Consider the following 20,303-nt stretch of genomic DNA (forward strand, 5'->3'; position numbering starts at 1 on the left):
ACAGGTCGCTTTCATCGAAAATTGGATCAATCATTATCCTAAGAAAATACTGAACTATTTGTCTCCTGCACAGTTTCTTAAAAATGGCTAACTTCATTTTAGAACTTTCGACAATGTGCCGTTTTTTTATTTTTAAAATAAAAAAAGCAAATGTCCTTGCTAAATAGGTAAGTTTCTGTTATACTATTCAAGTATGTGGTGAAAAACCCGTTAAATCAATCAGGAGGAAGATGTAAGAATGGCTAAAGTATGTTACTTTACAGGTCGTAAGACTGTATCAGGCAACAACCGCTCTCATGCGATGAACCAAACTAAACGCACAGTTAAACCAAACCTTCAAAAAGTTACTGTTTTGATCGACGGTAAACCTAAAAAAGTTTGGGTTTCAGCACGTGCCCTTAAATCAGGTAAAGTTGAACGCGTATAAGAAGCGAGAACAGTCCGAAAGGGCTGTTTTTTGATGCCCGAAAACAGGGCTCATTGTCAACTGTAGTGGGTGACTTATATCATGTACGAGAGAGAATCACGTTGGTTCTCTCTTTTTGCACGTTCAAAGCGATCAAAATTTTAGTTTTAAAGTTCTTGAAGTTCCTAAAACCAAAGGCATTTCGTTTTATATCTTTGATCAGTTTATTAGTGGCTTCTAGTTTAGCGTTGGAATAAGGTAATTCTAGGGCATTAGTAATGTATTTTTTATATTTTTTAAAGGTCTTAAAGACGGTTTGAAAGGTTGAGTTGACAGTGGTCATATCTTCTTCAATCAGTTCAAAAAAGTAAGTGTGGTTCTTCTGTTGAAAATGGAATAAGAGCAGCTGATAAAGGTCATAGTAATAGCGGAGGTCTTTTAAGAAGGTTAGTGTTTTCTCAACGACATCCTTAGGTCTCAAGATCTGTCTAAACGTCCTCGAAAGGAATTCTAATTCAGTATCGAACGTGTTGCACTTGACTTGACAATATGCCATAAAATACATCCCACTAGTTGCTCGCTTCGCTAAATAAACTCAAGGATGCTTGATGTATGATCCAGCCTCTTGATTAAGTAATGGCTAAAAACAAATGCTTTGTTTTTTCAATACTCAACCAATTAGATTAAAAATATTAGATTTTAGTGGCAAAATCATATAAAAAAGGCTTATCCTTGCGGATAAACCTTGATTTAATCACGTATATGAGGAGATTAAGCTTTGTTTGCTGAACCGAAGACATCGATACGGTCTTCAACAGCATCTTGAACGGCTTTAATACCTGGTGCCAAGAATTTACGTGGGTCGAAGAGCTTCTTCTTGTCATAACCAGCTTCATCAGCATCGTATGCACGAGAGAATTCACGCGTAGCATTAGCAAATGCGATTTGACCTTCTGTGTTAACGTTAACTTTTGCTACACCAAGACGGATAGCTTCTTGGATTTGCTCATCAGGGATACCTGAACCACCGTGCAATACGATCGGGAATCCTGGAACTGCTTCAGTCAATTTCTTCAAGTGATCGAGGTCAAGACCTTCCCAGTTTTCTGGGTAAGGGCCATGGATGTTACCAATACCAGCAGCCAAGAAGTCAATCCCTGTTTCAACCATAGCGATAGCATCTTCGATTGGTGCCAATTCACCTTTACCAACGATACCGTCTTCTTCACCACCGATGGTACCTACTTCAGCTTCTACTGAGATACCTTTAGAGTGAGCCAATTCAACGACTTCACGCGCTTTTGCAAGGTTTTCTTCAACTGGAAGATGTGACCCATCAAACATGATTGAAGTGTAACCAGCTTCGATACACTCAAGAGAGTCTTCATAGTGACCATGGTCAAGGTGAATCGCAACAGGAACAGTAATGTTCATTGACTCAACCAAGTTAGCGATTAAGTTGCGAGCGACTTTGTAACCACCCATGTACTTAGCAGCACCCATAGATGTTTGGATAAGAACTGGAGCTTTCTTGCTTTCCGCTGCACGTAAGATAGCTTGAGTCCACTCAAGGTTGTTTGTGTTAAATCCACCAACAGCATAGCCGTTTTCACGAGCTGCTTTGACAAATTTTTCTGCTGAAACTAATGGCATTTTAATAGCCTCCTCATAATTTTTGTGGTTTCTACCACTACTCCATCATTTTATCATAATTTTAAGATAATTTCCAGTCAATCATGTAACTTACTGAAAAAAAGCCAGCGATTTTAACGCAAAAAAGACCAGAACATCCGTTCTGGTCTACTCTGCGGAAAGGGGGACTTGAACCCCCACAGCCTAAAGCGGCCACAGGATCCTTAGTCCTGCGCGTCTGCCAATTCCGCCATTTCCGCTAACAACAAAATCTATTCTATCAGGTCCCTACTAAATTGTCAATACTTTTATCTCATTTTATAGTAAGTCTTCCAGATATTTAGGTATATTAGCCAATATGCTATCTATATTTATAGAATAGATGACTAGTCCAAAAAACCAATAGGCTCGAGTTCCTACTGGTTTAAACGTATCTATTTTAAGAAACCGCTAATACTTTACGGCCTTTACGGCGACGAGCTGCTAATACGCGACGTCCGTTTTTTGTGGACATGCGGTTACGGAAACCATGTTTGCGAGCACGACGGATTTTACTTGGTTGAAATGTACGTTTCACGGTGAATACCTCCTCTAGAATTTTCGTATTCGTTTAGCCGGCTATTTTGATCAGTTACTAAACATACTTTACCATTCTATCGGAAAGTCTACCATTTGTCAAGTTACGTGGCTAATTTTTTAAAACGAGCTATTGAAGATGAAATGCCATTTTGAACTGTAAACAACTAAAACGATTTCTTTCCAATCTTCTAGCTTTCTAGACTTACTCGGCAAAAAGAGACCGAGCAAATGCTTGGCCTCTGGAGTTGGTTGGCTTATTTATCTTGAAGGTATTTTCTAAAGTCCTCAAGTTTTTCCTCAACGAGATTAATAACATCATCAATATTGGTTTGGGCTTTCTCAGAAGAAGCTGCTACTTTTTCTGAGACATTTTCACCGACGTGACCAGCTTCATCAACGATAGAATCTGTGACATCTTTCAAACTTTCCGTTGCTGTATCAACATGATTAGAAGCAGATTTCAACACATCATCCTTAACATCACCGATTTTTTTCTTTTGCTCTGGCGTTAAACGTAAGTAAGCCAGAGAAGCTGCTGTGGCAAGCAATCCCAACCCAAATAACACATTACTTTTCTTTTTAGTCATGATAAACCTCTTTTTCTAATGCCCCTTACTGTTTTGTAGGAGTATCGTCTTCATCTTTTAACATCTGGCGGATTAATTGAATAGCGGGTAAAGCTACACTAATGAGTTTTATAACATCCATAATTTTAATTTTGCGTCTGGCCATATTGAGGCTCCTTTTCATTTAATAATTCTGACTGCGCTTGGTCAAAGAGCAGTTCCATTTGTTCCTGGGACTCCTCACTCCCAACAAAGTAAATCACATCACCTTGACGGGGAATCAGTTTTGGATTAGGAGATATTTTCAAGGTCTCATCCCGTGCCAAAGCAACAATGGTCGCACCACTATTTTGCCAGATATTTCTCTGAAGCAAGGAAACATTCGGTTCCTTCAATGGATTTTTTAAGACTAAGCGATACAGTTGAAGAGCGAACTGCCCGCTTGACTTTTTAGCTTGTTGGAATAACTCTTCAAGAGCTTGTTCCAGTTTTAACATTTCCAGTCTTTGTGATTCCAGTTTTTCTTCAATATCTTGTCTTATAACAGCAAGGGAATGGTCCTGTTCATAACTCTGAACAAACGCCAATGCCTTATCTTGAGAAGTAATCCAAACACCGCTACCGTGTTTTGTTGTCACAATTTTGTGATCAGCTAAGATATTAATCCCTTTTCTAACGGTCTCTGGAGAAACATTAAAGAGAGAAGCAAGAGTTGTCCGTGATTTAATCTTTTGGCCAACCTTATAATCCCCTGTAGCAATCTTTTTAGCTACTGCAACAGCTATTTTCTGATACTTTGCAGTATTCCCCCAACTCCTACGCTGAACGGATTGATTCATAGCTAACACCTTCTCACTTTTTATATCAAACGTACAATAAACTACCTCTTTTTAATTTATTTTTATTTAAATCTAAAAAATTCTCTTAATATTATCAAGTAAAAAAGTAGGTTAGGTAAGGCAATCTGCCATCCCTTACCTACTTTATATCAACTGAGATTTTTTTAAAGATAAGCATCTAAAACTGTCTTATTCTTTTGTCGATATAGCTTACTTGTTGCGTCCCAAGACAAAGGACACTACTAAGACTACGATTACCGCACCTAGGATTGATGGAAAGACTGCCATGCCTGCTAAGACTGGTCCCCATGAACCAAAGAGGGCTTGGCCAAGGGCTGAACCCACAAGACCAGCGACAATGTTAGCAATCCAGCCCATGGAACCACCTTTATTGGTTAAGGCTCCTGCAATGACTCCAATAAGTGCTCCAACGATTAGTGACCATAATAAACCCATAACGAGTTCCTCTCTTTCTTGTTCAACACATCTCTTATGATGCTTCTGTTAGAACTACTTTAACTTTGTTAAGTTATATCGTTCCTGATACCTTATTTGCTGCGTCCCAACACAAAGGATACAACTAAGACGACAATAACCGCACCTAGAATTGATGGAACTAGTGCCATTCCTGCCAAGGCTGGTCCCCATGAACCAAACAGTGATTGTCCAACTGCTGATCCAACAAGACCAGCGACAATATTAGCAATCCAACCCATAGAGCCACCTTTATTGGTTAAGGCTCCTGCAATGACTCCAATAAGTGCTCCGACGATTAGTGACCATAATAAACCCATAGGTCCTACCTCCCTTTCTGATGCTTTGCATCTGCTTCTGAAATAGTTTAGAAATAAATGGTCTAAGCAGAACCACTCATTTCCAAAGTGACCACACTTATTTATTTCTATGTTGTTAGTTTATCCTATTTTGGTTAAAAAAGCAAGAGGAAACGCTCACAATTTTAAAAAAAGTTTAAAATTTCTTTTTCGTCTGTTAATCCACTGAAAAAAATGAACCTGAGACTCTGGTCCCAAGTTCACTTTTTCTAGATATCTTGACCGTCAACGTCAATCACGACGTAACGGTGCGGTTCGTTTCCTTCAGAATAGGAAGTCACCCCATCAATTTTGGAAACAATGCGGTGAATCATTTTACGCTCATTATTTGACATAGGATCCGTATGGTAGGCTGAGCCTGTTTCCAGCACTTTATCTACTACTTTTTGAGCATAGCCTTGCAAGACTTCTGCACGGTGTTCGGCGTAATCATTAACATTGACCGTGATATAGAAGTTTCTGGCGTAATTATTATAGATATAATTTTGCGCTAATAATTGCAATGCTTTAAGCACTTTCCCATGATAGCCGATGACACGACCTGGTTCATTTGTTTCTACTTGAACACTAATAGACCTGTGGCTATGGGTGACATCTAACTCTGCCTCAACATCCATCCCATCTAGGATTGTCTGGAGATAGCTAGAAACTTCGCTAGCTACCGTCTCGACCTTATATGAAGGCTCTGTGGAAATCTGTTCTACTAGCTCAGAACTCTTTTGTTCCGAATCTGATGCTTCTTGGATCGTGAAATCAGAAGTCGATCGGTTATCTATTTCTTGTAAAATAGCTGTCTGTCCAGTTTCTTCAAGTATAGTAGTTGCAGGCTTGTCATTTTTCAAAATTTGAGCCTTGACGTCTTCGTCAACCAACTCCCCTTCTTTCTCGGCTTTTTTGACAGCAGCAACCACTCGGCTGAGGTCACGGGTCTCTTCACTGACACTCTTGACTGGGGCATTTTTTTGGTTAACTTCATCAGGAACACCACGAACAGCCTGCTGGTCAGCTTTCTGAACAGTTGTTTCTTTAATTGCCTCTACTTCTACTTGAGCTGGTTTTTTGCCAATCCCAAGGAAACCTTTTTTCTCACGCGCAACAACAGTGATATGAGCCTTATGACGTGGAATCTGCAGTTCCCTTAATCCGGCCTGAATCGCTTCTTCTACTGTACTTCCTGTGAATAACATAAGAATTCTCCTAGCTTATTATTTTCTTTTTTTCAATGCTTTTTTCTGGGCACGACGAATCTTGGCTTGACGCTCTTTTTCTTCTCTACGTTTCTCTTCCCGCTCTGCTATGATTTTAAAAGGATTGTTAAAGAGCAATGTTTGGAATACTTGGTAAGCATTGCTGACGGTCCAGTACAAGGCAACCCCGCTAGATGCTGATACAGCAAAGAAGAAAATCATGATTGGAAATCCGTAGGTCATCACTGACATCATCCCATTTTTTTCTAATTGAGCCTTATTCATCAACCAAGAACTTAGGAAGGTGAAAATCGCTGCTAGCACCGGAAGGACATACGTCGGATCTTGTTCACTAAGATTGAGCCAGAGAAAATGCCCTGTCCTTAAGAATTCTACCCGACTGAGGGCTTGAAATAGCGCCATCAATATTGGGAGCTGAATAAAGGTTGGAATCATCGAAGCCATCGGGTTGACTCCTGCTTCCTTGTAAAGGCGCTGGGTTTCCTCGTTAAGAAGGGTCATGTCTTCTCGACTAGGATACTTTTCCTTTAATTCTTTTAGTTGCGGTTGAAGCTCCTGCATTTTTCGACTAGATGCGATCTGCATCTTGGATAAAGGCAACAGTAAGGTTCGAATTAAAATGGTAAAGAGGATAATACCTATTCCAATACTACCACCAAAGCTTAAAAAGCGGATGGCTTCAGCAAAATAATAAACAAACTGGTTCCAAAAACCCGTTGATTCACTCGTAATCATTGATTGATTGGCCGGGGTCTGCGCACATGCTGATAAAAAGAGGGCGCTTCCTGCCAATAAAGTCATCAGCTTAGTCGTTCGTTTCAAAGTCTCTTCCTTCTTCTTGTTCTTCTTCATATAAATTAGCTAGTTTTAATACATGCAATAGATTTTTCTCAATCTCGTGATAGTTCAAGTCTTCAACGCCTTTTCGGGCAATCAGAACAAAATCCTCAGCCTTGATTTGTTGGCGATGCGTGATCAAAACATGTCTCATCAGGCGTTTAATCTGATTTCTCACCACCGCATTGCCTAATTTTTTACTGACTGATAAGCCGACGCGAAAGTGTTTTTGCTCTGTCTCTAAATGGTAAAGGACGAACTTGCGATTGGCGATGTTTTGACCTTGCTTGAAAATAGCTGAAAAATCTTTTTCACGTTTGACACGATAACTCTTCTTCAAAAGATCCTCCATCTGACAATTACCTTATCATTATATCACATTTTACAAAAAAGCCAAGAATCCTTACAAATTCTTGACTTTTTCTTCTATATTTTTACTGTTTAACACCTTGAGCCAAATCCTCTTTCGCCAGAGAAATTTGCCAACGGACTTGATCAAAACCTGTCCCGCCAATCGATTGACGACGTTGGACAGCTGTTTTACTGGCAAGAACATCATAGATGTCCTGCTCAATCAAGGGTGAAATCGCTTGGTAGTCTTCCAAGGAAACATCCTGCAAGAAATGGCCTGCCTTACTACATTCCAAAACTAATTTACCAACAATCTCATGCGCTTGTCTGAACGGCAAGCCCTTATCGGCTAGGTAATCGGCTAGTTCTGTGGCATTTGAAAAGTCCTGTTCTGTCGACTTGGCCATTTTTGCTGTGTTAACCGTCATGCTAGATAACATGCCTGCTAAGATATCAATCGCTACCGTTATCGTTTCAGCGGTGTCGAACATCCCTTCTTTATCTTCTTGAAGGTCCTTATTGTAGGCAAGTGGCAAAGATTTCATGACGGTCAAAAGACCAAAGAGATTGCCGTAGACACGCCCCGTCTTCCCTCTGATAAGCTCCGCCATGTCAGGGTTTTTCTTTTGTGGCATGATAGAAGAGCCTGTTGAAAAAGTATCTGATAAAGTCACAAACTGGTATTCATGGCTACACCAGGAAATGATTTCTTCACAGAGTCTAGACATGTGCATCATGAGCAAACTGCCATTGCTTAGGAACTCTAGGATAAAATCACGATCACTAACTGCGTCAAGCGAATTACGATAGAGGCTTTCGAACCCCATTAAATCACTGGTTTCTTGACGATCGATTGGAAAGGTTGTTCCAGCCAAAGCAGCTGCGCCTAAGGGAGATAGGTCAGCATGCTTTTGGTTAAAAGCAAACCGTTCACTATCGCGTTTAAACATACTGTAATAAGCCATCAGATGGTGACCAAAGGAAATCGGTTGAGCATGCTGAAGGTGGGTGTACCCCGGCATTATCGTTTCAACATGGTCTTCGGCTACTGAAACCAGGACTTCTTGAAGACGCCCTAATTTTTCGAGCACTTCTGAAAGCTTGTCTTTGAGGTAGAGGTGCATGTCTGTGGCAACCTGGTCATTCCGAGAACGGGCTGTGTGGAGCTTGCCGGCCACAGGACCGATTTCAGCTGTTAGCAAGGATTCGATATTCATGTGGATATCTTCATTACTAACATCAAAGACCAACTGACCTTGGTCGTGTTTTGCTAACAGAGACTTCAAACCACCCTTTATTTGTTCGACCTCATCTGCTGGTAAAATTCCTGTTGTTCCCAACATGGTCACATGGGCAATTGAGCCGAGAATATCATATTTTGCTAGTTTTTGATCAAACCGAATAGAAGCTCCAAATTCTTCTACCCAGTCTTCCAGACTCGCTTCAAAACGCCCACCCCAAAGTTTTTGGTTTGTTGTCATTGTTTCTCCTTAGTTTATGCTAGTAATGCTATTATGATTTTGTCAAGGGATTGCCATTGATTTCAGCGTTGACCTTTGTAGGTAAGCCCCAAAGTTTGGTAAAGCCAACCGCCGCATCTTGATCAAAGGTATCAGCGCTTGTATAGGTCGCTAGATTCTCGTCATAAAGTGAATTAGGTGACTTTCTAGCCACAACCTTAGCAGAACCCTTGTATAATTTGACCTTAGCTGTTCCATTCACAACCTCTTGGGTTTGTTTGATGTAGCTAATCAAAGCTTGTGTCGCTGGGTTGAACCAAAGCGCATTGTAAATGAGGTTAGACAACTCATTTTCAACAATCGGTTTGAAATGCGACAACTCACGTACCAAGGTCAAATCTTCGATTTCCTTATGAGCAGCAAGCAGGGTAACCGCTCCTGGACATTCGTAAATTTCACGCGATTTGATACCAACCAAGCGATTTTCAACATGGTCAATCCGTCCCACACCGTGTTTCCCTGCAAGAACATTCAGCTCCTGAATTAAATCAGCCAATTTGTAGACTTTCCCGTCTAAGGCTACAGGAACACCTTTTTCAAAGGTAATCTCTATGTATTCTGGTTGATCAGGTGCGGTTTCTGGAGAATTAGTGATTCCAAAAGCATCTTCAGGCGCTTCATTCCAAGGGTTTTCCAAAACACCACACTCATTTGCCCGTCCCCATAGGTTTTGGTCTACGGAATAAGGAGAATCTAAATTAGCCGGTACTGGCACGTTGTTTTCTTTGGCATAAGCAATCTCTTCTTCACGAGACCATTTCCATTCACGAACTGGTGCAACTACCTTCAGGTCCGGCGCCATAGCCGCAATCGCGACTTCGAAACGCACTTGATCATTCCCCTTACCGGTACATCCATGAGCAATGGTTGTGGCTCCTACCTTATGCGCCACTTCAACCAACTTTTTGGCAATAATTGGACGACTTAACGCCGAAACCAGTGGGTATTTTTGTTCATACATGGCATGGGCTTGAAGCGCTGGAAGGACATACTCTTCTGCAAACTCATCTTTAACATCCAGGACATGAGATTCGACCGCCCCAACAGCCAAGGCCTTATCATGGATAAAGTCTAAATCTTTTCCTTCACCAACATCCATACAAACGGCAACAACGTCATATTTTTCTTTTAGCCAAGCAATGGCGACTGATGTGTCCAATCCTCCTGAATAGGCTAAAACTACTGTTTCTTTCGACATAAAAATCTCTCCCTTAATTCTAACAATGCTATGCATTAAATTGCTATATGCAGTATTTTAGTGAATAATTATGCTTTTGTCAACTGTTTTATGTTATATTTTTCAGTTTTTTATTATTTATTTAGAATAAATTCTCAAAAAGAGCTTGACAACCGTATATTTAAACTATATAATGCATATCTATACACAATATTTTTTAGGAGGAATGGATATGACATTCAAGAAAATGATTTTAGGAGTTGTCGCTGCAGCTACTACTCTAACATTAGCAGCGTGTGGCGGAGCCACATCGTCTGAAACGGACTTAGTAGATACGATTACTGAGAAAGGCAAAATTGTTGTTGCCATGAACCCTGAGTTCGCACCTTTTGAATTCGAAACACTAGTAGATGGAAAAAATACCATTGTTGGTTCAGATGTAGAGTTGGCTCAAGCGATTGCTGATGAGCTTGGTGTAGACTTGGAGTTATCTCCAATGAGTTTTGATAATGTTCTTGGTAGTCTACAATCCGGTAAAGCCGACATTGCGATTTCTGGTATTTCTGCAACAGCTGAACGGGCTAAGGTCTATGATTTCTCTGACGCCTACTACACTGCCAACAACGTGGTCATTGTCCAAGAAGGGGCTGCTGGTAATTTGACAAGTGTTGATAGCTTTGCTGGAAAATCCATCGCTGTTCAAAAAGGCTCTGTTCAAGAAGCAGTTGCCAAAGAACAATTACCGGATGCTAAAATCGTCTCCCTCACTTCTAACGGCAACATGATTGCAGAATTGGTAGCAGGTAAAGTTGATGCGGTTATTTTAGAAGAACCAATCGCTAAAGGATATATCGCTAACAATGCTGGCATTACCTTGTCAACATTGGAACTCGATTCTTCTGAGACAGACGCTTATGCAGTTGCCCTTCCTAAAGAAAACGAAAAGCTATTAGAAGCCGTTAACAAGGTTGTCAAAGAACTCGTCGACTCTGGTCAGTATGATCAATACGTCCAAGAAGCCTACGACCTATCAACAGGTGAAACAGAATAAGCTATCATTTTTTGCCTCAATAAAATATAAAAAATTGCTTGCTAGAAAATAGCAGGCAGTTTTTTTATTGACAAGTCTGTCTTCATTAGACTCCTAAAAATATTTTTTAAAGGATTCACTTCTGCTCAGGTTGCCCAATATAAATTCTCTTAGGCCCATACGCACAAAAGAGCTTGAGATTTTGCTGTCTCAAGCTCTGCATTTTTTCCTTCAAAAAATCCTAATTAATGCTTCGTTTTAAGGTTTTCTTATAAAATCCTTTTTAACTGACCAAGGTTAGCCGTTAGCCTTTTAAAATAGCCAGGGTCTGATAAGGTTGTAGGGTAACTGTTTGTCCAAGCTCTGTTGTCTCGTAATTAGAGAATAAGACACGACCTGTCGCAAACTCTCCAAGAGCCACCGGCGTCTCCGTACCATAAAAGTTATTGAGGACAAGGAGTGCCTGACCTTCATAATGACGCTCAAAGGCATAAACCTGCGGGTGGTCCTGATGGCTAGCCTTGTAGCTGCCTTCAGAGATTAGGGCCATGTCCTTGCGCAGTTTAATCAAGTCTTTATAGAAGGTATAGATGACGCCATTTTGGTCCTTGGCGACATTGATCTCTTGGTAGGACTTACCTGGCTTGAGCCACGGAGTCGCCGTGGTGAAGCCAGCGTTTTCTGAGCTATCCCACTGCATTGGAGTTCGTGCATTGTCTCTGGATTTGGCTTTGATAATGGCAAAGGCGTCTTCAGGTGCCTTGCTCTGATCAAGCAGAATCTGATAATTGTTCAGACTCTCCACATCGACGTAGTCGGCCATCGTGTCATAATCCGGATCGACCATACCGATTTCTTCCCCCATGTAGATATAGGGGGTCCCACGGGACAGATGGATACTGGCAGCCAACATGGTGGCACCTTCTTCACGGAAGTTTTCAATGTCTACAAAGCGGTTGAGGGCTCGGGGTTGGTCATGATTGTTCCAAAAGAGAGCATTCCAGCCATCGCCCTCGCTCATCTCCTCTCCCCAAGTGTGGAAGAGGCGCTTGAGTTCCGCAAAATCAAAGGGCATGATGGTCCATTTTTGACCGTCTTCATAGTCAACCTTGAGGTGATGGAAGTTAAAGGCCATGTCCAATTCCTGACGCTCAGGACGAGAGTAGAGCAGGCAGTTTTCCACCGTGGTCGAGCTCATCTCACCAACCGTCATCAAATGAGGGGCTTGCCCGAAGCTAGCTTCATTCAGCATCCGAAGGTAATCATGGTTAATGGGACGGTCCGTATAGGCCGGCTTACCATCATTGACAGGGCAATCTTCTAAGACCTCGTCCTTACCGATCAGGTTAATGACGTCAAAGCGGAAGCCCTCGACTCCTTTTTCCTTCCAGAAATTCACAACATCAAACAAGGCCTCCCGCACATGCGGATTGCGCCAGTTGAGGTCTGCCTGGGTCTTGTCAAAGAGGTGCAGATAGTACTTCCCCGTATCCCCAAACGGTGACCAGGCATTGCCCCCAAACTTTGACACCCAATCCGTCGGCTCATCTCTTAAGATAAAGAAGTCTTGGTAAAAAGGGTCTCCTGCCAAAGCCTTTTGGAACCACTCGTGCTCGGTCGAACAGTGGTTCAAGACCATATCCAGCATAAACCCAATGCCGTAGCCACGCGCCTTTTCCACCATTTCCTCAAAATCTGCCATGGTCCCAAATCTTGGGTCAATCGCCGTGTAATCCGCTACATCATAGCCATTATCCCGTTGCGGACTGGGATAAAAGGGGTTCAGCCAGACCATATCCACGCCCAGGTCCGCCAAATAAGGCAATTTCGCGATAATCCCACGAAGGTCTCCGACCCCATCACCTGTTGTATCCTTGAATGATTTTGGATAAATCTGATAAACCACCTTGCGGTGTTTCTCATTCACCATACTACTCCTCTTCTCTATCAGTAAACGGAAGAAAGGAAGCCGTAACTTCCTCCATTCCTATTAAGCTTTTTTGTTAAACAATCCTGTCTTCTTGAAAGTAAAGGTCAAGACCATTGGCACCACAATCGCAACCAGCATACATACGATGAACATAAGCATGGATTGTGATTGGATGGCAAGGAAACCTGGCAATCCGCCGACCCCAATCGCATTAGCGGTTACACCGAAGGTTGTTGACAAGAGACCTGCTACACCAGAACCGATAATACCCGCTACAAATGGGTAAACGTATTTAAGGTTGACTCCAAAGAGGGCTGGTTCTGTTACACCAAGATAGGCTGAGATCGCTGCTGGAAGTGAGATTTGCGCTTCTTTCTCGTCATTTCGGTGGCTGAGGTAGTAGGCAAATACTGCAGAACCTTGGGCAATGTTTGAAAGAGCAATCATCGGCCAAAGCATGGTGCCACCAGCATCAGCAATCAACTGGGTATCAATGGCATTAGACATGTGGTGCAAGCCTGTAATAACAAGTGGTGCGTAAAGTGTCCCAAAGATGGCACCGAACAACCAGCGGAAAGATCCTGTCAAACCAGCTAAAACAACTGTCGAGATAGCCTTACCGATGGTCCAACCGATAGGACCAAGGACAGTATGGGCCAAGATAAGGGCTGGAATCAAGGACAAGAAAGGTACAAAGACCATCGAAACCACTTCTGGGATGCGTTTGCGCCAGAAGATTTCAAGATGGGCTAGGGCAAGACCAGCTAAGAGGGCTGGAATAACCTGAGCTTGGTAACCAATCATATTCACTTGGAAGAAACCAAAATCCCACTGTGGTACTTCACCTGCTGCAAGAGCATTCGCTGCTCCATAGGCATTAAGCAATTGAGGCGATACCAAGGTAATCCCCAAGATGATCCCCAAGATTTGTGTGGTTCCCAACTTACGGGTCACAGACCAGGTAATACCGACTGGTAAGAAGTGGAAGATGGCTTCCCCTGGCAGCCACAAGAAGTGGTTGACCCCATTCCAGAAGGTCGATACCATCGTGATCGTGTTCCAAACTGGGTTACCTTCTGCATCAAATACCTTGACCCCATCAACAACCTGTTGTCCAAGAGCTTCAAAGCCAACGCCCTCAAGGATGTTACGGAAACCGAGGATTAACCCTCCGACGATAATGGCTGGGATGATGGGTGTAAAGATTTCCGCTAAGAAAGCGACTGCCTGTTGCAATTTGTTTTGCTTCTTAGCACCTGCTGCCTTAACTTGTTCTTTAGAAACACCTTCTACACCTGAAATAGCTGTGAAGTCATTATAAAAGATTGGCACATCATTCCCAATGATGACTTGGAACTGACCAGCGTTGGTAAAGGTTCCTTTAACAGCACCGATTTGCTCAATGGCAGCAACATCAGCCTTGCTGTCATCATTTAGGACAAAACGCATGCGGGTTGCACAGTGCGTTACAGCCGAAATATTGTCTTTGCCGCCGACCGCTTGAAGCAGGTCTTTAGCTTCTTGTTCAAATTTTCCCATGGGCTTACTTAAATACTCCTGACGGAGTATTCTTCCTCCTTATTTTATAAATTTGTTCGTACAAATTTTACTCTGTTATTGTAACCGATTACTACTAATTATGCAAGCCTTTTCGCTTAAAAAATTTAAAATTTTTGATTTTTTGGTATAATATAAACGGTTGTATGACCAATTCCCTACCAATGAAAGAGATTTATGAAAAAATATCAAGAAGTTTTCAATGATTTGAAAGAAAAAATCCTAACTGGCTTTTACATGGCCGAACAACTCCTCCCCACCGAGCAAGAGCTGCAAGACATCTACCAGGTCAGTCGCGATACGGTCCGAAAAGCCCTTTCCCTCCTGACTGATATTGGCCTGATTCAAAAAGTCCAAGGCAGAGGCTCTGTCGTAATCAAGCGCGAACAAGTCGATTTCCCCGTATCTGGCCTCACCTCTTATCAAGAATTGGTTGAAACACAGGGCCTCAACTCCAAAACAACTGTCATCTCCCTTGATCTTATCACGATTGACAGTAATCTGGCCCTCTTAACAGGCTTTGACCATTACAGTAAGGCTTGGAAGGTTGTCCGTACAAGAGCTCTTGATGGCAAAGTCGTCGTTATCGACACGGACTACCTCTCCTATGAGTTGGTTCCTGAGCTAACTGAAAGCATTGCTAGCCAGTCCATCTATGCCTACCTCGAAGACGACCTCCAGTTCGATATCGCCTATGCCCAAAAAGAAATTACCGTTGAGCCAACCAGTACTGAGGATAAAAAACTCATGCAGACCAAGGATGACTTCCTGGTTTTGATTAAGTCCCGAGTCTTTCTAGGAAACGCCCAACAGTTCCAATACACAGAGAGTCGCCACAAGTTAGACAAGTTCAAATTCGTCGAATTTGCCCGTCGCAAGCATAGCCTTTAAGGAGAAAAACATGACCATCCGCTTAGCTCAACCATCTGATATCCCAGCCATTCAAGACCTCTTGGCCCAGGTCCTCTTGGTTCACCACGAGGCACGTCCTGATCTCTTCCACCCGACTGGAAGTAAATTCAGCGATGAGGAACTTGCTGACCTCATGACGCAACCCGATCGTCCTATCTTTGTCTATGAAGATGACAAGGGACAGATCCTAGGTCACCTTTTCCTGGAAATCAAACACTACGGCAGCAGTGCCAGAAAGCCTGTTAAATCTCTCTACATTGAAGACTTTTGTGTAGCCCAAAACACTCGAGGTCAGGGCATCGGCCAACAATTCTATGACTTTGCTAAAACCTACGCCAAGGAGCAAAACTGCTACAACTTGACCCTCAATGTCTGGAATGACAACGAAGGCGCCTTACGCTTTTACGAGCGCCTCGGATTTAAGCCCCAACAGACCCAGTTGGAGGAAATTTTGTAAACTTACGAATCAAACAGTTGCTATTGTTATCCTGATTTCAAAAGGTAATCATTCCATATATTCCATATATCAGTATGATGAACGGATGCCCAATGACAATTAGCATAAGTTTGGGCGACACATTCAGATCTGCAGTATAACAATTCCAGTTAATTAAATCTCTGGACGATGTTTGATAACTTGAGACAATTTCTTTAACTCGTATAAATCATAGACCAAAAAAATGACCCCTAGAGGTCATTTTTTTAATATAAATCAAGATAATTGTCAATTTCCCATTGGGAAACAAAGGTAGCATAACTAGCCCATTCAAAGTTCTTAGCATCCACAAAGTTTGTGTAGATATGCTCACCCAAAGCATTGCGGACAACCTCATCCTTACGAAGTCCTTTCACAGCATTGCGAAGGGTAGATGGTAGATCTGTAATACCTGCTTCCTTACGCTCTTCCTCAGTCATAGCATAAATATTGGTTTCTACTGGCGCTGGCGCCTCTAATTTGTTTTCAATACCGTGCAAGCCTACTTCAAGGAGCACTGCCATTGCCAGATAAGGATTGGCCATTGGGTCTACTGAACGAAGTTCTAAGCGTGTGCTCACACCGCGTGAGGCTGGGACACGAACCAAAGGTGAACGATTTTGCCCTGCCCAAGCGATGTAAACTGGAGCTTCAAAGCCAGGAACAAGACGTTTGTATGAGTTTACTGTAGGGTTTGTGATGGCTGTATACCCATAAGCATGGCTCAACAATCCAGCCAAGAAATGGTAAGCATTATCAGAAAGTTCCATACCTCGTGGATCCTTAGGATCGTAGAAGGCATTGTTACCATCCTTGTCAAAAAGGGACATGTTGCAGTGCATACCAGAACCAGCAATCCCATATTTTGGCTTGGCCATAAAGGTTGCGTAAAGACCGTGTTTGCGAGCAATCGTCTTCACAACAAGCTTGAAAATCTGAATATTGTCACAGGCTTTCAACACATCTGCATATTTAAAATCAATTTCATGTTGCCCAACAGCACATTCGTGGTGACTTGCTTCGACTTCAAAGCCCATCTTGGTTAAAACGTTGACAATTTCACGACGTGTGTTATCAGCTAAGTCTGTTGGAGCAAGATCGAAATAGCCACCCTTGTCATTAACTTCTAAGGTAGGGTTGCCAAATTCATCCATTTTAAAGAGGAAAAATTCTGGCTCAGGACCTAAGTTGAAAGACTGAAATCCAACTTCCTCCATGTGACGAAGAGCCTTCTTAAGATTTCCGCGAGGATCTCCAGCAAACGGTTTGCCGTCTGGTGTGTAGATATCACAGAGCAAACCTGCTACTGCACCATTCTCATCTCCCCAAGGGAAAACAGTCCAGGTATTCAAATCAGGATACAAGTACATATCCGATTCATTAATCCGAACAAACCCTTCGATAGAAGAGCCGTCAAACATAGCTTTATTAGACAAAACTTTATCCACCTGCTCAGGTGTAGCAGGAATTTCGACGTTCTTCATAGACCCCAAAATGTCAGTAAACATCAGGCGCAAGAAAGTGACGTTTTTTTCTTCAATTTCACGACGAATATCGTTGGCTGTGATGACCATGGATGGAAACTCCTCTTTCCCATTTTTCTCTTATCTGCCAAATCCAAAAGGATTCGCATTAGTGGTAAAACGACTTTGTTGAGAGATTTCGTTTTGGAGAAGCTGACGGACTTCACTATCAGACAAAGATTGTTTCTTCTTGAGCGCACGTTCTTCGTACTTCCGCTGAATGGCCGCAATATTCAAACCATCTGCTAAATAATCCTTGATTTCCAAGAGGCGATCCATATCATTAAGCGAATACATACGGCGATTGCCTTAGTTGCGCTCAGGATGAATAAGCCCTTGATCCTCGTAGTATCGTATCTGTCTAGCTGTCAAATCTGTCAGCTTCATAACGCTACCAATCGGAAAGACTGATAAGTTTCGTCGTAGTTCTTTTTCCTTCACGATTTCACTCCTGTGTTTTATTATAGTCCGTTTTTTAGTTTTCGTCAAGAGATAATGTTAGGTTTTCTAACATTATTTTTTGTGTTTTTTGTGTTTTTTTGAACCTAATTTTTCTTGTAAATTTTTCCACTCAGAATTAATGATAATAGCGATAAACACACCCACAAATGTTTCAGCCACACGAACAAGAGCATAGATGAGACGGTTCCCTGTAGGAAAAGCTAGGGTCACAATCAAAAAAGCAGAAACACCCCCAATGACACCCGCTTTATTATCCATAGCCACATTGGTCGAAATGGTTAACATGGTAAAAAGAGGCACCACAATCAGGGTCAGCCAGAAACTTCGACCAACCACTACCTCAATTAAAAAGAAGAGAAAAGCAAATATCCCTCCAATAGTATTGCCATAGATCCTTGATGCTCCAAAATGGACACTACTATCAAAGTCTTCTCGTAAGCTAAACACAGCAGATAGAGCAGCAATTTGGACCCCTTCCCAATCAAATAACTTAAAAACTAAAAGAGTAAAGAAAACAGCCAACCCTGTTTTAAAGACTCGCATTCCTGGCTTTAACTGGTGCCAATCAATCTTTAACTTCATACCAGGTCTCCTTTACCGTCTATTATATCATCTTGAAAAGGAAATGGGAATAAAAGGCTGACTTGTTTAAATATTATTCTGGAATGATTTATCCCGTTTTTTTGAAAAACGACTTTTTTCCAACCTCTGACGGTTTCTCTTATGGTGAACAAGTAGGTGGGGGTCTAGTCAAAAAGAAAAAGGTGCCCTTCGACACCTTTTCTAGCTTTTATTGATACGTTGGCAGAAGTGTAACGACGTCTATTTCCAATCCGAAACGATCCCTCAGATCGTTTCAGCTGACTTACCGCCTATTTTTCAGTAAGTGCTGCAAGTCCTGGAAGTACTTTATACCTTGCTAGACTTTCTAACTTGCTTCGCTTCGTAGCAACTCTACGCGATGCACAAAAAAAGAGGCTTCCGCCTCTTCTTCTAGCCTTCAAGGCCTATTTTTCTGTTAGAGCAGCCAAGCCTGGTAACACTTTACCTTCGAGAAGTTCCATTGAAGCACCACCACCGCGTCCCAAATATCTCCATTATTACAAAAGGGTGAACAAGTCACCCTTTTATTATCATTACGATTTTGCTCCTTTTTCTACAAAATCAGGATTTTGCAGAGACTGACGGGCTTAATCTTATTTTTCTGTTAAAGCATCCAAACCTGGTAACACTTTACCTTCTAACAGTTCCATGCTTGCGCCTCCGCCCGTACTAATCCATGAGAATTTGTCTGCACGGCCGAGGTTGATAGCTGCTGCTGCTGAGTCACCGCCACCGATGATTGATTTAACGCCTGGTTGTTTTACGATAGCGTCCATCACACCGATTGTACCAGCTTGGAAATCAGGGTTTTCAAAGACACCCATAGGACCGTTCCAAACAACTGTTTTAGCTCCTTCAAGGGCTTCTTCGAATTTCGCAATTGATTTTGGACCGATGTCAAGACCAAGGAAGCCTTCAGAAACAGCTTCGCCGTCTGTGTCACGAACTTCAGTATAATCTGCAAAAGCGTTTGCTTCTTTTGAGTCAACTGGCAAGATTAATTTGCCATCTGCTTTTTCAAGCAATTCTTTAGCGATATCCAACTTGTCTTCTTCTACAAGTGAGTTACCGATTTCGATTCCTTGCGCTTTAAGGAAAGTATAAGTCATCCCACCACCGATGAGAACTTTATCTGCTTTTTCAAGTAGATTTTCGATAACACCGATCTTATCAGATACTTTAGAACCACCTAAGATGGCAATAAATGGACGTTCTGGTGTTTCAACAGCCTCTTGGATGTAAGCAATTTCGTTTTCCAAAAGGAAACCTGCAACTGCTTTTTCAACGTTCGCTGAGATACCAACGTTTGAAGCATGGGCACGGTGAGCTGTACCAAAGGCATCGTTTACAAAGATACCATCGCCAAGTGACGCCCAGTATTGACCAAGTTCAGCATCGTTTTTAGATTCTTTCTTGCCATCAACATCTTCAAAACGTGTGTTTTCAACCAAGAGAACTTGTCCATCTTCTAAAGCATTGATGGCTTCTTCCAACTCAGCACCACGTGTAACCCCTGGGAAAACAACATCTTGACCTAATTTAGCCGCCAAGTCTTTTGCAACTGGCGCCAATGATTTGCCTTCTTTGTCTGCTTCTTCTTTCACACGACCAAGGTGAGAGAAGAGAACCGCACGGCCACCTTGTTCAATGATGTACTTAATTGTTGGAAGCGCCGCAGAAATACGGTTGTCATTAGTAATCACGCCATCTTTCAAAGGCACGTTAAAGTCCACACGAACGAGAACTTTTTTACCTTTCAAATCAACGTCTTTAACAGTCAATTTTGCCATTTGGAATAGTCTCCTTAAAAAATTTTTTACAAGCTCATTATATCACATTTTCGTCGTTTTATCTAAAAAGCGA

At 42.1% G+C, this 20,303-nt stretch carries 19 protein-coding genes, 1 tRNA gene and 3 pseudogenes; 4 read left to right on the top strand and 19 right to left on the bottom strand.

Features of this window, described 5'->3' with window-relative positions; genetic code table 11:
• Positions 1-238 precede the first annotated feature (238 nt).
• On the top strand, positions 239-427 hold the full coding sequence (gene rpmB / locus J2S23_RS06625; protein ID WP_001140949.1) for a 50S ribosomal protein L28: 189 nt from the start codon (positions 239-241) through the stop codon (positions 425-427).
• Between the two features lie 79 nt (positions 428-506).
• Here rpmB and J2S23_RS06630 read toward each other — a convergent pair.
• The 13 genes and pseudogenes from J2S23_RS06630 to J2S23_RS06690 form a co-directional block, all read right to left on the bottom strand.
• A pseudogene (locus J2S23_RS06630) lies at positions 507-914 on the bottom strand (transposase); the annotation flags it as partial.
• Positions 915-1,177: 263 nt separating this feature from the next.
• Positions 1,178-2,059, bottom strand: coding sequence for a class II fructose-bisphosphate aldolase (locus tag J2S23_RS06635; RefSeq protein WP_307121967.1), 882 nt, complete (start codon positions 2,057-2,059; stop codon positions 1,178-1,180).
• A gap of 153 nt (positions 2,060-2,212) precedes the next feature.
• Positions 2,213-2,298 (bottom strand) — tRNA-Leu (locus J2S23_RS06640).
• A gap of 179 nt (positions 2,299-2,477) precedes the next feature.
• Positions 2,478-2,615 carry a 50S ribosomal protein L34 gene (gene rpmH, locus J2S23_RS06645; RefSeq protein WP_083903309.1) on the bottom strand — a complete coding sequence of 46 codons (138 nt, stop codon included), beginning with the start codon at positions 2,613-2,615 and terminating at the stop codon, positions 2,478-2,480.
• Between the two features lie 256 nt (positions 2,616-2,871).
• Positions 2,872-3,204: a hypothetical protein gene (locus J2S23_RS06650; RefSeq protein WP_307121968.1), complete on the bottom strand. Its 333-nt coding sequence runs from the start codon at positions 3,202-3,204 to the stop codon at positions 2,872-2,874.
• A 125-nt stretch (positions 3,205-3,329) separates the two neighbouring features.
• On the bottom strand, positions 3,330-4,022 hold the full coding sequence (locus J2S23_RS06655; RefSeq protein WP_307121969.1) for a GntR family transcriptional regulator: 693 nt from the start codon (positions 4,020-4,022) through the stop codon (positions 3,330-3,332).
• A 210-nt stretch (positions 4,023-4,232) separates the two neighbouring features.
• On the bottom strand, positions 4,233-4,478 hold the full coding sequence (locus J2S23_RS06660) for a GlsB/YeaQ/YmgE family stress response membrane protein (protein WP_307121970.1): 246 nt from the start codon (positions 4,476-4,478) through the stop codon (positions 4,233-4,235).
• Positions 4,479-4,570: 92 nt separating this feature from the next.
• Positions 4,571-4,816, bottom strand: a complete 246-nt coding sequence (locus tag J2S23_RS06665; protein WP_307121971.1) for a GlsB/YeaQ/YmgE family stress response membrane protein — start codon at positions 4,814-4,816, stop codon at positions 4,571-4,573.
• A 248-nt stretch (positions 4,817-5,064) separates the two neighbouring features.
• The gene (gene jag / locus J2S23_RS06670) at positions 5,065-6,042 is read right to left on the bottom strand and encodes an RNA-binding cell elongation regulator Jag/EloR (protein ID WP_307121972.1); all 978 of its coding nucleotides are present in this window, start codon (positions 6,040-6,042) and stop codon (positions 5,065-5,067) included.
• A gap of 18 nt (positions 6,043-6,060) precedes the next feature.
• Positions 6,061-6,885: a YidC/Oxa1 family membrane protein insertase gene (locus J2S23_RS06675; protein WP_307121973.1), complete on the bottom strand. Its 825-nt coding sequence runs from the start codon at positions 6,883-6,885 to the stop codon at positions 6,061-6,063.
• Positions 6,869-7,240, bottom strand: a complete 372-nt coding sequence (rnpA, locus tag J2S23_RS06680) for a ribonuclease P protein component (protein ID WP_307121974.1) — start codon at positions 7,238-7,240, stop codon at positions 6,869-6,871. Before rnpA ends, J2S23_RS06675 begins: the two co-directional genes overlap by 17 nt.
• Positions 7,241-7,334: 94 nt before the next feature.
• Positions 7,335-8,732, bottom strand: a complete 1,398-nt coding sequence (gene argH, locus J2S23_RS06685) for an argininosuccinate lyase (protein WP_307121975.1) — start codon at positions 8,730-8,732, stop codon at positions 7,335-7,337.
• Between the two features lie 31 nt (positions 8,733-8,763).
• Positions 8,764-9,969 (bottom strand): argininosuccinate synthase, encoded by a 1,206-nt coding sequence (locus J2S23_RS06690; RefSeq protein WP_307121976.1) that lies wholly within the window; start codon positions 9,967-9,969, stop codon positions 8,764-8,766.
• Positions 9,970-10,180: 211 nt separating this feature from the next.
• Here J2S23_RS06690 and J2S23_RS06695 point away from each other — a divergent pair, with 211 nt between their 5' ends.
• Entirely contained in the window at positions 10,181-10,999 is an 819-nt protein-coding gene (locus J2S23_RS06695) for a transporter substrate-binding domain-containing protein (protein WP_307121977.1), read from the top strand.
• Positions 11,000-11,282: 283 nt separating this feature from the next.
• Here the strand turns inward: J2S23_RS06695 and treC are convergent, their stop codons facing one another.
• Both treC and treP read right to left on the bottom strand, forming a co-directional pair.
• On the bottom strand, positions 11,283-12,908 hold the full coding sequence (gene treC, locus J2S23_RS06700; protein WP_307121978.1) for an alpha,alpha-phosphotrehalase: 1,626 nt from the start codon (positions 12,906-12,908) through the stop codon (positions 11,283-11,285).
• Positions 12,909-12,977: 69 nt separating this feature from the next.
• Positions 12,978-14,447: pseudogene (gene treP / locus J2S23_RS06705) on the bottom strand (PTS system trehalose-specific EIIBC component); the annotation flags it as partial.
• Between the two features lie 195 nt (positions 14,448-14,642).
• On the opposite strand from treP, the gene treR reads away from it, so the two are divergent.
• A complete protein-coding gene (gene treR, locus J2S23_RS06710) occupies positions 14,643-15,356 on the top strand; it encodes a trehalose operon repressor (RefSeq protein ID WP_307121979.1) in 714 nt (237 codons plus the stop codon).
• 10 nt (positions 15,357-15,366) lie between these two features.
• Positions 15,367-15,834, top strand: a complete 468-nt coding sequence (locus J2S23_RS06715) for a GNAT family N-acetyltransferase (protein ID WP_307121980.1) — start codon at positions 15,367-15,369, stop codon at positions 15,832-15,834.
• Between the two features lie 245 nt (positions 15,835-16,079).
• On the opposite strand, the gene glnA is transcribed toward J2S23_RS06715, so the two are convergent.
• The 4 genes and pseudogenes from glnA to J2S23_RS06735 all read right to left on the bottom strand — a co-directional run bounded on the left by glnA (position 16,080) and on the right by J2S23_RS06735 (position 20,230).
• Entirely contained in the window at positions 16,080-17,426 is a 1,347-nt protein-coding gene (gene glnA / locus J2S23_RS06720) for a type I glutamate--ammonia ligase (protein ID WP_307121981.1), read from the bottom strand.
• A gap of 30 nt (positions 17,427-17,456) precedes the next feature.
• Positions 17,457-17,816, bottom strand: a pseudogene (locus tag J2S23_RS06725) (MerR family transcriptional regulator).
• A 72-nt stretch (positions 17,817-17,888) separates the two neighbouring features.
• Positions 17,889-18,419, bottom strand: coding sequence for an FUSC family protein (locus tag J2S23_RS06730; protein WP_307121982.1), 531 nt, complete (start codon positions 18,417-18,419; stop codon positions 17,889-17,891).
• Positions 18,420-19,033: 614 nt separating this feature from the next.
• Positions 19,034-20,230 carry a phosphoglycerate kinase gene (locus J2S23_RS06735; RefSeq protein ID WP_307121983.1) on the bottom strand — a complete coding sequence of 399 codons (1,197 nt, stop codon included), beginning with the start codon at positions 20,228-20,230 and terminating at the stop codon, positions 19,034-19,036.
• Positions 20,231-20,303: the final 73 nt, after the last annotated feature.

Source organism: Streptococcus moroccensis (genome assembly GCF_030812835.1).
Lineage (GTDB): Bacteria > Bacillota > Bacilli > Lactobacillales > Streptococcaceae > Streptococcus > Streptococcus moroccensis.